10 protein-coding genes are annotated in these 13,508 nt (G+C 56.4%); 6 read left to right on the top strand and 4 right to left on the bottom strand.

Annotated elements, in window-relative coordinates; all coding sequences use genetic code 11:
* Positions 1 to 58: 58 nt before the first annotated feature.
* From K1X11_RS17115 to cysK, 5 genes are all read left to right on the top strand, one after another.
* Entirely contained in the window at positions 59 to 757 is a 699-nt protein-coding gene (locus tag K1X11_RS17115; RefSeq protein ID WP_221033217.1) for a Crp/Fnr family transcriptional regulator, read from the top strand.
* 404 nt (positions 758 to 1,161) lie between these two features.
* Positions 1,162 to 1,584, top strand: coding sequence for a GreA/GreB family elongation factor (locus tag K1X11_RS17110; RefSeq protein ID WP_221033216.1), 423 nt, complete (start codon positions 1,162 to 1,164; stop codon positions 1,582 to 1,584).
* Positions 1,585 to 1,590: 6 nt separating this feature from the next.
* The gene (locus tag K1X11_RS17105) at positions 1,591 to 1,986 is read left to right on the top strand and encodes a GNAT family N-acetyltransferase (RefSeq protein ID WP_225919743.1); all 396 of its coding nucleotides are present in this window, start codon (positions 1,591 to 1,593) and stop codon (positions 1,984 to 1,986) included.
* Between the two features lie 272 nt (positions 1,987 to 2,258).
* Entirely contained in the window at positions 2,259 to 3,464 is a 1,206-nt protein-coding gene (locus K1X11_RS17100; protein ID WP_221033214.1) for a trans-sulfuration enzyme family protein, read from the top strand.
* Between the two features lie 20 nt (positions 3,465 to 3,484).
* Positions 3,485 to 4,465 carry a cysteine synthase A gene (gene cysK / locus K1X11_RS17095; RefSeq protein ID WP_221033213.1) on the top strand — a complete coding sequence of 327 codons (981 nt, stop codon included), beginning with the start codon at positions 3,485 to 3,487 and terminating at the stop codon, positions 4,463 to 4,465.
* Positions 4,466 to 5,140: 675 nt separating this feature from the next.
* Here cysK and K1X11_RS17090 read toward each other — a convergent pair.
* Together K1X11_RS17090 and K1X11_RS17085 are read right to left on the bottom strand one after the other, a co-directional pair.
* Positions 5,141 to 5,623, bottom strand: a complete 483-nt coding sequence (locus K1X11_RS17090) for an HPP family protein (protein WP_221033212.1) — start codon at positions 5,621 to 5,623, stop codon at positions 5,141 to 5,143.
* Positions 5,624 to 5,795: 172 nt separating this feature from the next.
* Positions 5,796 to 6,236 carry a MarR family winged helix-turn-helix transcriptional regulator gene (locus tag K1X11_RS17085; RefSeq protein ID WP_221033211.1) on the bottom strand — a complete coding sequence of 147 codons (441 nt, stop codon included), beginning with the start codon at positions 6,234 to 6,236 and terminating at the stop codon, positions 5,796 to 5,798.
* A gap of 154 nt (positions 6,237 to 6,390) precedes the next feature.
* Here K1X11_RS17085 and K1X11_RS17080 point away from each other — a divergent pair, with 154 nt between their 5' ends.
* Positions 6,391 to 8,268 carry a DUF4062 domain-containing protein gene (locus tag K1X11_RS17080; protein WP_324726014.1) on the top strand — a complete coding sequence of 626 codons (1,878 nt, stop codon included), beginning with the start codon at positions 6,391 to 6,393 and terminating at the stop codon, positions 8,266 to 8,268.
* Positions 8,269 to 8,570: 302 nt separating this feature from the next.
* Here K1X11_RS17080 and mobF read toward each other — a convergent pair whose 3' ends face one another.
* Together mobF and K1X11_RS17070 are read right to left on the bottom strand one after the other, a co-directional pair.
* On the bottom strand, positions 8,571 to 11,429 hold the full coding sequence (gene mobF / locus K1X11_RS17075; RefSeq protein ID WP_221033241.1) for a MobF family relaxase: 2,859 nt from the start codon (positions 11,427 to 11,429) through the stop codon (positions 8,571 to 8,573).
* 712 nt (positions 11,430 to 12,141) lie between these two features.
* Positions 12,142 to 13,422, bottom strand: a complete 1,281-nt coding sequence (locus K1X11_RS17070) for a HEPN-associated N-terminal domain-containing protein (RefSeq protein ID WP_221033242.1) — start codon at positions 13,420 to 13,422, stop codon at positions 12,142 to 12,144.
* Between the last annotated feature and the right edge of the window lie 86 nt (positions 13,423 to 13,508).

The following is a 13,508-nucleotide window of genomic DNA, read 5'->3' as shown; positions in this document are numbered from 1 at the left end:
AACCGGCCCATGAAGCCCGTTCATGCCGAACCGCCCCGCTTCATCCAGCTCCAATCCGATGCGCCTGATCGCCCTCGGAGCGACACTGCGCCAATGCCAGTTATTCTCCGGCCTGAGCGAGGAAGACATTACGCGGATCGCATCGTTCGTGCAGCCCCGGGCACTCGCCAAGGACGAATACCTGTTTCGCGAAAGTGAGCCCGCGGTGGGTTTTTACGTGGTGCAGCGCGGCGCCATCAATGTGCACCGGGTCAACGCCCAGGGGAAGGAACAGGTGATCCATGTGTTTCGCCCCGGTGAATCCATGGGCGAAGCCGCAATGGCCAGCCCCACGGGTTACCCGGCGGCAGCCCGCGCAGTTGAGCAGAGCAACGTCCTGCTGGTGCCCAAAGCAGACATTCTGGAACTGGTGTCCGAGCGTCCGGATCTTGCTCTCCGTATGCTCGGTTCGATGAGCCAGCACCTGCGGGTGTTGGTCGGTCTAGTGGATGACCTCACGTTGAAAGACGTAGAGACCCGACTCGCCCGCTGGATTATTCGGCACTGTGATCAGTCCAAAGGTCCTCCCTGCAAAATTTCACTCGGCCGCACCAAGCGCGTTCTGGCCGCAGAAATCGGGACAACTGCCGAAACGCTTTCCCGCACTCTGGCTCGGTTCCGCGATGCAAGCTGGATCGAAGTCGGCGGGTCTGTTCTCACCGTGCACAACGGCGAAGCACTGAAAGCGATGGTCGCTGAACGCTTGGGAGGGGCGTAGAGTCCAACTCTCCCCCCCCTTGATTTCCGCCCCTATCGAACCGTAAACTTCTTTGCGGTTTGAATTCAGTCCTCCGCTATGAGCTGAGTAACCGGCGTTTCTTGACGCGTATTCCACAAGCCATATCACAATAGAACCATGAACCCCGTCGCTGCTCTCATGAATCGCCTCATCGCGAGCAAGGAGATCGTTGTCTTCCCGACCGATCCCGGGGTCTTGGTGGCCTGAACGCATTAAGCAACCGTCTGCCGTTCCCCGGGTATTCTCAACGTGTTGTGCGCCGATAGGCGCATTTTTTGTGCCCGCGCCGTTCGACCAAGGCAAAACGCACCGCGCATTCGCGCGAACCGGTCGCGGCCTCCTCCCGTATGATTTAAACCCCAAAAAAACGGAGCTTGTTTCCGATGATTTCCAATCAACCCATCACTCTATCCACACGCGATCACACTGCACTGTCCTGGAAGCTGGGCCAGTTGCTTTCCACCCATTCTCGCAAGAGGTTCAATTTGCAGCGCCTGCACGAGGAGCTCTCTCGCGCAATCCTCTTACCGCCTGCCCTGGTCTCTTCGTCCACCGTCCAACTTGGTTCGAAATTTATCGTCAAGGATTTGGACAGCGGAGAAGTCGATACATTCACTCTCTCTTGGCCTGAAAAGGCCGACATCGCAAAGGGCGAAATATCCGTCTTTGCACCGCTTGGCACAGCTGTGATCGGTTTTTCAAAAGGAGACGAAATCACGTGGCAGATGCCGGGCGGCTTACGAAGACTCAAACTCATGGATGTTCAACCACCCGTGTCGGCGGCGGCCTCAGCTTTGAGTTCATAGTCCGCGATGCGATGGCGCCGATCGGACTCAAACCTGCGTCGACGCCACTCGCCCATTTTCCCCTCATCGTATCCTTCTCAACCTTCACTCCACGTGCCCTCCGTTGTCCATGAACCTGATCACACTCGATTTGTTCTGACTGAAAACGATGATTTCGCCGAACTTCGGTATCGTCTGGACGGGTCAGTCGTGACGATCATCCACACCTTCGTGCCAGGCGTTTGGCGAGGACGCGGCTTCGCCGCCCAGTTGGTGAAATCCGCGCTCACTTGGGCAGCGGCCGAGGATTTTCGGATAATCGCTGAATGTGACTACGCCGATGGTTTCATCCGTCGGCATCCATCATATGCGCATCTACTCGCCACTCGATCCGATTCGATCCGGGAAACGGATCTGTCGTAGTCTGAGCACGGAGACCGGGAATTCACCGCCGCCCGAAAATTGATCACGCTACTTCGCATATTCGAAGGAGGAAATTCTCGCCCCGTTTCACTCATCCCCAAAGTCGAGGCCGGACCAAACCAACCGCTCAAGGTTGGTCGTTGCCGCCCACCGAGATTACCAAACATGGCGTTCGCACTCGCGCCACAAAGAGATTCTCTGTGGCTATTTTTATATCGCGTTACGATATTTAATCCCATACCGACCAGCTTTCTAGATCCACCATAGTCTAAATGCCTCACCGTCCCCCTCTTCCACCTCGCCCCACGCTGGAGACCCTCTGCGCCCACGCAGGCCGATCGCGCCGGGAACCTGAGCCAGAGAACACCCCCTTTGTCCCCTCCATTGCCCAGAGCACCATCTTTCATCTGGGAGACTCGGCACAAGCGGAGGCGATCTTCGCTGGTGCGCGACCGGGATATGCCTACTCCCGATTTGGCAATCCCACCGTAGAAGCCTTGGCCGTCGCGCTCGCGGATTTGGAAGACGGAGCGGGCGCTCTTGTTACCTCTTCCGGCAATGCCGCCGTTTTGTGTGCGGTAGCTATCGCCATGGATGGCCGCAACGGCCCGTTGGTCACGCATCCCGACATCTACGGTGGGAGTTTCGAACTGCTTCAAATCCTCTCCTCCGTTCTCCACGTTCCAGTTCAATTCATCGACGCACAAAATCCCACCGCATGGTCTGAGGCGCTGGTAGACGCGGGAGCGGTCCTGCTCGAATCCCCGTCCAATCCGCTCATGAGGCTCATCGACCTGAAAGCCACGGTTGAAGCGGCGCATCAGAACGACGCGCCAGTTATCGTGGACAACACCATTGCCACACCGTTCAACCAGAGTCCCTTCCTCGCGAATGTCGACTGGATCATTCACTCCACAACGAAGTATCTCAACGGACACTCCGACATGATCGGCGGGGCTTTGATTAGTCGTCAGCCGCTGACCCCAAACGCTCGGCGAATTCACAAAAATCTCGGCGGCACCGTCAATGCGTTCGATGCCTGGCTCGTGCTGCGCGGACTTCGCACCTTCGCCCTTCGCATGGCAGCCCACAATCACAACGGAGCCGCGATCGCGGCCTGGCTGCTTAATCGACCAGAAGTCTCGCGAGTCCACTACGCTGGTCTACCGGATCACCCTCAGGCTGCTGTGGGGCGGCGCCAGATGAAACACGGTGGAGCCGTGCTCTCTTTTGAGCTCAAAGGAGGCCGCGCAGCGGCGGAGAGGTTTATCGATCGCCTTCGTTTGATCGTTCACGCGGTCAGCCTCGGCGGTATGGAAAGCTTGGCAACCCGACCGGCCATGTCGAGCCACCGAGGCATGGGTGACGCTGAACGAGAACGGGCTGGCATATCCGATTCTCTGATACGCCTTTCAATTGGAATTGAAGATCTCGGCGAGATCAAAGCCGACCTCGGTCAGGCGCTTGCTGACCATTGAATCCGAATCCACTAAATATTATGAGCAGGATCTATTCTGATATCACCGAAACAATTGGAAACACGCCGCTGGTTCGCCTCAACCGCACCGCCGCGAAGCATCACGCCGCTGCGGAGATCCTACTTAAACTGGAATTTTTCAACCCACTCTCGAGCGTGAAAGATCGAATTGGCCTGGCCATGATTGAACGGGCCATCGCTGACGGAAAAGTCACCAGCGAAACGATTATCGTAGAAGCCACCAGTGGAAACACCGGTATCGCCTTGGCCTTCGTCGCTGCCGCCAAGGGGTTGCGCCTTGTTCTGGTAATGCCGGAAACCATGACTCTCGAACGACGCCGCATGCTGAAACTTCTCGGGGCTCGTCTGATCCTCACCCCTGGACCGGCGGGTATGAAGGGCGCCATCGAAAAAGCCCGAGCGATAGCCTCGCAACTACCGGATAGCTTCGTGCCCTCCCAATTCGACAATCCTGCGAATCCCGCGATCCATCGCACCACAACTGCGGAGGAAATATGGCGGGACACGGATGGCCAGGTTGACGTCGTGGTCGCCGGCATCGGAACCGGGGGAACGATCACTGGAATCGGCGAAATTTTGAAACCACGAAATCCATCCATTCAGATTGTCGCCGTGGAACCCTCCACCTCCGCAGTTCTTTCCGGCGAACGCCCCGGACCACATCGGCTGCAGGGACTGGGGGCCGGATTTGTCCCCGGTGTTCTCAACTGCGCAATCTACGATGAGGTTATCAAAGTGCGGGAGGAGGATTCCGGTCCAGTAAGCCTCGAGGTAAACCGTCTCGACGGCATACCAATCGGCATTTCCTCTGGAGCGGCTGTATGGGCCGCGATTCAACTCGCACGGCGACCGGCAAACGCTGGGAAACGCATCGTCACCATCGTGCCGTCGTGCAGCGAGCGATACTTGTCCTCATGGCTGTGCGAGTCGCTACCAGAAGGCAGCGATGACCTGAGCGATTGGCGCACCGAGATTTCATGAACCAACTTCACGGTTTGCCGTTGGAACCGCACGTTTTAGTAGCCCGATAATCTGAGCTCCGACCGTCTGCAATTCCTTCCTGTGGACCAGATATAATTTTTGCAGAATGGCTAGGCCTTTCGGCGAAGGGAAAATTTGCACCCGACGCCGGCCCTTCGCGAGCGGTCGACGTCGACTAGTGGGATACCCTGCACGCTCACCGCAAACACGGTCACACTCGTCTGAACACCAACCTTCACCCATTGAGAACGCCATTCACCGAACCAAACTGGGAGTGAAAACTGGCGCTTCGTCGCCCCCCCCTACGCCGGCCAGCGCTCGACCATCATTTACTCCCCGCCAATCCAGTCACGGCATCTGCACGACGTGCTCAACCACCCACCAGACATGACCAAGCAGGGCGACCTGGGGCCACATGCCCCGTAACTGGACTCCACCGGCTAACACGGCCGTGACGTCGCCGAATACGACGGCCCTCGTCACACCACGTTGAGGTGGATACAGTCACCATCAGTCGATTCAAATGACACCAATTTAGATCAGGGATCCGATCTCAGTGTCAGCGAACCACACCCCAGAGATCCCCGACGGACGTTAATTAGCGATCGATCACACGACTTAGGCCAAGTCGGCTTGGATCGCTTTCTTCGGTCGCGTTCTGAAACTTTCGTCGCCTCACACCGCCGCCGCGCGCCAATATTGAGGATATTTATGCCGACGGGTGAGGCGATGATACACAATAGCAATCACGATCAACACGAGGGTTCCAAACACGGTCGAGAACAGCAACACATCCCAACCGGGCTTGGCCAAAAACACAATGATCGCATTGGATCCGGCCGGCGGGTGCACCGTGCGGGTAACCATCATCAGGCCGACGCCCAATCCAGTCGCCACGCCCACCGCCCACCATTGCGGCCCAAACGCAGCTAGACAGCACAACGCGATCAGCGAAGCGATCAGGTGACCGCCTATCACAGAACGGGGTTGCGACAAGGGTGCCTCCGGAAGGGCAAACAGCAACAGCGTCGAAGCACCAAACGAACCGAGCAGTAACAACGCCTCAGTCGTGGCTGCGACAAATGATAAGGCAGACACCGCAATGATCGCTCCTACTGTAGCTAGCAGGATCTGTGACTTTCTGAAACTGGAAGACATAAAATGAGCCGGCCGATGAACCCGATTTCGCGACCAAAATCCAGTCATTTTTATCGTGTTACGACATTTCCATGCGAGTCGGCTCTTCTCACCACTACGAGGGAACGACGATTCTACTCCCCCGTCGATCTCCACGTTCTTGGGTGAACTCAGAAACAAAGGAAGAAGGGCACTACTCCGGCAGCGAAGCCTCCTGTAGCAACGCGATCAACTTTGGGCCCACTGTCCGTAATTCCTCACGGTGCACCCGATACAGTTTTCCCAGCACCACCCGTCCAGCTGGCTGAAGTGAAACCTCGACCCGCCGCCGGTCTTCGGTCGAGACCGAGCGTTTCACCAACTTCAGCCCTTCCATGCGATTGACCAGACCAACAGCGCTATGGTGCGCGATGCGCAATTGCTCGGCCAATTCGCTCACCGTCACCCAGTCGCGACCTGGGAATCCTTCGATCGCAAGCAAAGCCTGATACTGTTGCGGGCTCACGCCATGCCTTTTGGCTGCGGCTTCGCTGAAGCCTAGAAAACGCCGCAAAGTAAAACGAAACTCCGCGAGTAGTTCGAACTCAGCTTTGGCTAATACTTGAGAAGTGGCGGAGTCTGACCGATTCGGCATATGCGATCCAAATCTGACAGCTACTTGCTCGCAAGTTCGTTTCGACCTAGGCCATCACATCACAACTCGTTCGCGATATCTCCTTTTTACTGACATTGATCGGGCCTGAGATCGTTCCCACCGTATCCAAGGGAGACGCGATCCTGCGTTTCCGGTGGATTCCCTGTTCCTGACCTTCGGGGCCCAGTGGCGCTCAAATGTCCTGTTCCGGAATTCAAGCAGAACGAATAAGACCTCCCACAATTTCGACCTACCCCCATTGAGTGTTGTCGAACGCGCGCTCGACCCGGGAATCCAGCTTCTTCACTCTTTTGGCAACTCCTGCACCGTGCCCACGCTTCATTCCCTTCGACAATCCATTTCCCCCCAAGCCGCCGAACTCCTGACCTCTATCTGGGAAGCTTTCCGAAATAGCGGAGAATGGCCGCGATGCCGAACGATGCATTCGCAATGGGGAAAACAAGAGGTCCTCGCAGTTCGCCGCGAACTAAACGGAAGCATTCTTTGGGAAACCAGTAACACGAACCTGCCGACGTACGAACTCAGCATCATCGGCATCCTTCTGACGAATTCAGGCGAGCACTACGAACAGCTTCTGATTCGATATCTGGGAGTCATGCGCGACCTCTATCATCGATCCCCGGAGAAGACCAATCTCTCGAGGTCCGAGATCAAGGAGACGCTAAGTCTGGACGACAAGACGGCCGATCTTCTTGGAGTGCTAGTTCGTTCTGGGCATCTGTTTAGTCGCTCGGCATCGTTCGGCCCTTCCGATTGGCAGTCAGGTGTTCTTGACGCGGCGGAGGATTTTCCGCCGAACTCCGATTTGCTGCCAGAACTGGAGAGAATAATTTTTGGCGGATACGAGCCGAATGCACCCGTTGGGTACACGGAACGTATCATGGACCATAATCGGAGATCTCCAAATTTGGATCCGAACCTCCAAGCGCCACAGACATTAGGCGCTTCAAATCCACTGCATCGCCGTTACCAAGTTTTTGTAAGCTCTACGTTCGAAGACCTAAAAGAAGAACGCCAGCACGTGATTCAAGCGCTTCTTGAAACCCTATGCATACCGTCCGGCATGGAGTTGTTCCCTGCAACCAGCACAACTCAGTGGGACTTGATTCGGAGAGTGATCAGCGACTGCGATTATTATGTTCTAATCATTGCCGGTCGCTATGGAAGCCTAACCCCAGATGGACAAATCGGATACACTGAGCGAGAATTCGACTACGCTTTGGAACTGGGAAAACCTGTGATCGCTTTCCTTCACGAGAACATCGACAACTTGACCGGCGCAAAATTGGAGAAATCGGATGTCGGAAGAAAACGTTTGGCCCAATTCCGCGAAAAAGCAAAACAACGCATGTGTCGTTTCTGGAGCACACCCGATGGGTTGGGATCGGCGATAAAGTCGGCAATTATCAGTGCCATCCAACACGACCCACAACCCGGCTGGGTTCGCTCTACATCAATCCTTGAGGGCCAAGATGCAATCGCCAAACTCCAACAGCGCATAGTGGAGCTTGAGCGTACGAACGCCTCTGCTCGCCCCAAGGATTCGGAAAATCTAAACGGCCTATCGGATACACTAAACCTTTCATTGACCGGTCATTATTATCTATCTAACAATCCAAACCAGCGCTTGACCTCTTGGAACGACCAGCACCCATTCGAACTTGAATATAAGTGGTCTTGGAATCGTGCTTTCTCAGTTTTAGCCCCCAAACTTGAGGAAAGTGCAAGCGTTTCGTCATTGAAGAGGACTTTGGAAGCAAGACTCGCAACAGAGTTGTTGCCTAAACTAAATAGCAAGCATGGGAAACATGCTTACCGTCCGACGTGCGTGATTCAATCCCCACCATTCGACGGTATGCTTAGAGCGCTTCAGGCCAGGAATCTCATCAAAACGAAACCCTCGCCGAAGGGTAGTCGCAGTAGGAAACCACACTGGACTATCACTCCAACAGGCTCAAAGCTATATGCGCAACTGGCCACGATGGATGAAATGAACGATTCACCTGATTGAATCTCCGCGAATCATCCTCGTCGATTGAGAAGTAGGTGCGCCTGCCCTGCCAAAACGCGAACTCGATGTTTCCCCGCCTCTTAGCCCCCCAATTTCAGAATCATTAAATCAGATGCTCATGCGCGCTATATTATTTTAGCACCCGGCAACCCAGTTATAGAAACAGAGAAAAGTCCCGAGTCCTTTGAAGTAGTTATCCGATTTAGCCGGTCGCAGCAAGGAGGGGCAGCCCCGCCGACTGCAACGTGGTAATACGGCCCCCAGCCGATGGCGTTCCAATTTCCTTGCCAATTTCACTGCCATCAAGGCCGAGGACCGAGTCGGCGTTTGATAGCCTGTTGGCGGGCGATGTGGTTTCGAACGAACTGATGGCGCTTGAATCGCTGAAGTCGTTCACGGGATGCCTGCATCGCATCGAAGTCCTCTTCCTTGGCGATTGTTGGCACCACTGTGGGTGCCGGCTTGGGCTGGATGCTGATCGGTCGCTCTTGGAGGGCGAAGTCGCGATCGCCGTCGCGCTGGATGGATTCTCTGAGCTTGGCTAGGTCGCTCGTGAAGACTTTTGCCTGGCGGCGGCCGCGGGAGATCGTGACATACCATTGCTTTTGGTTCGTGGCGCCTGCCGCTCCGGCATCGGAGAACAACACGGTGTCGACGGTCTTGCCTTGGGAGCCGTAAGACGTGACAGCGTAGCCGTGGTTAAAGATCCGTTGGTCGGCTCCGAGGGTCTTCCGCACGCCGCTGTCGTCGCGCACGACGAGTCGTCCGTCTGACTGGACCTTTTCGACCCGCACGAGCTCTCCGTTGGCCAGTGTGCGCCCTTCCTCGGACTTGCCGTTGAATTTGAGCTGTAGGTGGTCACCCACCCCGACCTTCAGCCGTCGCGGCCGGACGACCATGAATCGATCCGCCTTCGAGTAGCCGACTACGGTCTCCTTGCCGTTTTTCATGAGCCGCAACCCTTGTGCTGTGGCTCCGGCAACCTCGACGCGCTCGCCTTTCTTGAAACGGCCGTAGCTGCGGACGAACACGAGGTCCCGGCAATGCTGATAGGTTCCCGGTTCCATGCGTTGCCCAAGGGTAAGATTGAGGTTTTGCAGCGTTTCCAATTCGACCGAGCCGGAAACTTTACCAAAGGACTGAAGATTTGCGCGAATCGCTTGGTTCAATTGATTCACTTCGTTCCACGTTTGGCCGATCGCGAGCACCCTGTCGCCGCGTTCAGTGGCTTGGACATACGCCTCTGCCACTTTGGCTACCCGCGCCGGCTCCGTGACCTCGATTACGGCTTTCTCCGTCTCCAGAAGCCGGAGAGAACGCTGCGTATCTCCATTCGATGCCGCAGCGACCGCGTCACGGTAGCTTCGAATCGCGAGTCGCTCGGTCGCGGTGTTTCCGCGGGTCGGATCCTGCCGGCGAATCTTACTGAGTTCGACGGTCGGAAGGCAGGCCCGGTCCTCCAACAAACTCAACGCGTCCGTGGCTTCGATCGCGCCGTGCTGTCGCGTGTCTCCTGACAGAATCAATCGGGCCTGCTTCAACGCGCAAAGCCTCACCAGGTCGACCATGCGGCGGGCACTCAACTGGCCGGCTTCATCAACAATCAGAACGCCTCCATGCGGAAGATCGCGCTTCATCAATAGGCTCTCGACCGTGCGCGCCTCCAAGCCATCGCGTTGTAACTCGCGGACCTGTTGGTTCTGCGGCGCAACGACCACAACATCACGACCCCCAGCGCGGGCACCAGCGACGACATTGTTCAGCGTAAAGCTCTTCCCCGTGCCGGCCTTTCCGCGAAGCACGTTGGTGCCATGCCGCGACTCCAACAACGCGCGAACCGCGTGAGCCTGCTCGGCATCCAAACGCGGGTCTAATCCGAGGAAATCGGGATTGATGGCGTCGTGACGACCGCGGGTCCGATCAACGAGCTCAACGAGTTCCCGTTCGATCTTCGACTGACCCGCCAATGAAATCCTTTCGGGATTCAACTCATCGCGAACATACGGCCGTGCTCTGACTTCCGCCCACAACGCTTTCGTCGATAAAAAGCGTCCGCTTTCTGACAGCAATGCGTGCGCAACCAAGTCCCGGTCGTGCACCACCGCGTTCCGTTCGAAGAGATGAGCCTCGGCGACATCAATGGCCCGCTTCACGCTCGTTCTGATCTCCGTAAACTCGAGTTCCCTGCGCGACGCACGAAATGCCAGCCGATCACGCTCCTTCGGCGTCATCTCTGCCAGCCAACGCGCTTTCAAATCGTCCAAACTCTGATCCCGGTCCTTTTGCGCCCGCGACTCCCGAGCGATCCTTTCCCGCAGTTGGTAGCGTTCCGCCGGCGTCGCCGCTTCAACACCGTTGGCCTTCTCAATCTCGTCAATCTGGGCATGGCGCTTGGAGAACTTCTCCGCGGTCTCGGACGTGACCACGCAAACCTCCACGCGACCGTCCTTCACCATGCACATGTGCCCCAGCTTGAGGAGTCCCTCACGCAGCCGGTGCTGGTAGCAGGCATCGGCATAGCGCTGGGCCCGATACATGTCCGACGGCTCCAAGGCCTTCCAGCGCCCTTCCTCGCCATCAAACGTGGCGTTGAAGACGAAGGCGTGGGTGTGCAGGTGCGGATCTCCCTCGCGGCTGGTGTCGTGTCGAAACAGCGCGGCCACGAAGTTTTGGGTCATTCGCCGATCGTTCGCCCCGTTCCGGCGAACTCGGGTCGCCACAAACTTCTCCAGCTCGCCCAACGCGACCTTCACCGCGTCGTCATGGACGGCCTTGACCCGTTCGTCTCCGCACTCCGCCAACACGGACACACCCTTGCTCGGACTAAAAACAAAATCAAAACCAACGCGGCGGTTTGGACAGCGCCGTCCCTGTTCGACTCGCAAGCCGTTCAAGCGCGCGATCAATCGATCGCCCGTGCGCGGATCCTTGCCCTCACACATGCGTTGAAACCCGCGTTCACTCACGCCGTGAACCAAACCCAATCTCGCGGCGCCACTGCCGAACCACTCGCCGCGAACATTCGACTTCTCTGTGTAGTAGTCTCCGACCTTCAAGTGCTCGCGGAAGTAACCGCTCGCCACTTTCACGCTGCGCTGAATTCCAGGCCGGATCATGTCACCGTGCGCATTCGCGCATTGAGAGGACGGAAACGTGGTCACGTTTCCCCATGGTTAAGGACACCTTACCCCTTACGCTGTAAGGACACGAAAAAAGCACCGTCCGGAGCTTCCCCCAGACCACTTGTGAGCACTCAGGCTCATTGAAGATCGTATTCCATAAAATCATAACTAACTAACATTGGGTTAATTATGATTTTTAACTTCGTGATGGCAAGCCGATTCCTCCTGTCTTCACGCCCCCGAAGCCGCGATCAATCCGCGCGCCCTTCAAGGGCTTCCGCGCCTCTCCAATCAGCCGCAAGAATCGGCGCAATTCGTCATCAAACCCCGCAATTGTGGCCGCGAAATCGCCCAAGTCTGCGCCCAAACTGTGCCCATTAGGGCCCGCAACGACGCACAATTGGCGCCGCAATCGGCGTCCATTTTGCGCCACCAATATCGCCCGTTTCCGCTCAAAAACGGAGCGGATCAGCGTCGGGGAAAATACCCAAATCGCCCAGCGCGGGCCTAATCCGGCATCACTTCGGTCGCCCACCGCGGCACCGGCGGATAGGTTTTGAGCACCGTTCCGCGCGCCAAAACGGCCACCGGACGATGCGAATAATCCAGCGAGGAATTAGTCCACAAACAGCCAAAATCTCACGAACGGGAGTGGCAAAATATCCAGGTATTTGCCCCCGGTCTCAGGTTGATCAAACCGCACAATGTGACTGCGGGAGGTGGGGCCTCTAGCTTTACCAAACGTGACGAACTAACTTTGGGAACCCGAGATGCAACTCACAACCGACTTTCTGACTACGTTTCGGAGCACAACAAATCTGTGCTTCTTGTTCCACGGAAATTTGGCCGCCTGCTTGTCCCGAAATCTATCATCGCAACCTTCCGGACCGGTGAAGAGACAGTAAGACTTGCCCGCCCCTTTACGGCTGCTCCGAAACGCGATTCCATCAATAGGTCTGCGCCTATCCCGAAAAACCGAGCGGAAATGCTCGGCGACAATTTGGGTCGGAACGTATTCGTAGTGCTCTCGGCCATCCCGGGCAATCGGCTTTGAAATGTCGCGAGCTAGTTCGTGAAAAAACAGAATATCATGCCGCCGCTCGTATTGGGATTCGTCGAAAATACTCGGCACGAGGGGCAATGCGGTGAGGTCTAGTATCCTTAATTTTCGGGCAGTTTCGAAAGTCGCAAAACTCATCTCTACTTTAACGGATGCAGCCGGATCGTAGGTTTCGAGAAACGCAGTCCGCTCGTCGTCGGCTGCGTAGAACATCGATATTCCCGCTGGGCTCATCCTGCTTTGACTAGCCATGTGAGATGGCGGTGCCCCGAGATCGGCGGCAGTGGTTGGTAGCACTCCAGCCTCGTGCTGTCTTGCACGAATTAGAACCTTCTTTCGGGGTAGATGCCGGACGAGATCTAGATCCTGAGCGAGCCAGCCAATTTGCTCCAGAATCTGGTAAACCGGAACGCCTTCCATGTCGTCCGGGTAGTAAGTGTGCTTCGGCTTCCTTGTCCGTCGAAGCTTAAAAAGCACAAATCGAGTCCGGTGCTTCACAGTGTGGCAGAACGCTCCCCACGAGCTCGCAAGACGCTCACTGTGTGATAGATCGAGCGGGTCTCGCTGCACATACGCGTTGTCAGAAAACGAGCCGCGAAGGTCTTCCAGCAATTTTTCCCACCCGTCCGAATCCTCATTAACCCATCCACCATCAGTTACCAAATCCCAGCCATCTGTCGGCTGGACAATCTGCCATCCACCTTCACGACCATCCCACGGCAGGCAATTCTCGGGGATGTCGTATTCACGGTTAATACCGCCGGCGATGAAAGATAGCACCTCATCCATTTCCGCGGCTAGGGGCTCATCTGAGATCTTGCCGCAATAATCACAGCTACATTTGACCGGATGCGACTCCACGAAATCGGAGATGGCGTAGTCTGAGAAGCATTTTGCGCAGACATACTTGTCCCCAACAGAACTCCATCCCTCTTCCTGCTGACGCTCAAGGTAGCGCTTCAACAACCCCATAGAGGAATTCTCAGAAAACTCCCCCTAGAGGCAATCGCGATGTTGTGAGAACGTTCACGCGCCCGTGCAACCCCGTGTCGCACGCA

The sequence above is a fragment of the Actomonas aquatica genome (genome assembly GCF_019679435.2).
Classification (GTDB): Bacteria; Verrucomicrobiota; Verrucomicrobiia; order Opitutales; family Opitutaceae; genus Actomonas; species Actomonas aquatica.
The sequence above is the reverse complement of the archived record's forward strand: the minus strand, read 5'-3'. Positions and strand labels throughout refer to the sequence as shown.

Coding starts and splice junctions, on each gene's coding strand:
- K1X11_RS17115 (WP_221033217.1), top strand. CDS start 59: ATGCGCCTGATCGCCCTCGGAGCGACACTGCGCCAATGCCAGTTATTC.
- K1X11_RS17110 (WP_221033216.1), top strand. CDS start 1,162: ATGATTTCCAATCAACCCATCACTCTATCCACACGCGATCACACTGCA.
- K1X11_RS17105 (WP_225919743.1), top strand. CDS start 1,591: ATGCGATGGCGCCGATCGGACTCAAACCTGCGTCGACGCCACTCGCCC.
- K1X11_RS17100 (WP_221033214.1), top strand. CDS start 2,259: ATGCCTCACCGTCCCCCTCTTCCACCTCGCCCCACGCTGGAGACCCTC.
- cysK (WP_221033213.1), top strand. CDS start 3,485: ATGAGCAGGATCTATTCTGATATCACCGAAACAATTGGAAACACGCCG.
- K1X11_RS17090 (WP_221033212.1), bottom strand. CDS start 5,623: ATGTCTTCCAGTTTCAGAAAGTCACAGATCCTGCTAGCTACAGTAGGA.
- K1X11_RS17085 (WP_221033211.1), bottom strand. CDS start 6,236: ATGCCGAATCGGTCAGACTCCGCCACTTCTCAAGTATTAGCCAAAGCT.
- K1X11_RS17070 (WP_221033242.1), bottom strand. CDS start 13,422: ATGGGGTTGTTGAAGCGCTACCTTGAGCGTCAGCAGGAAGAGGGATGG.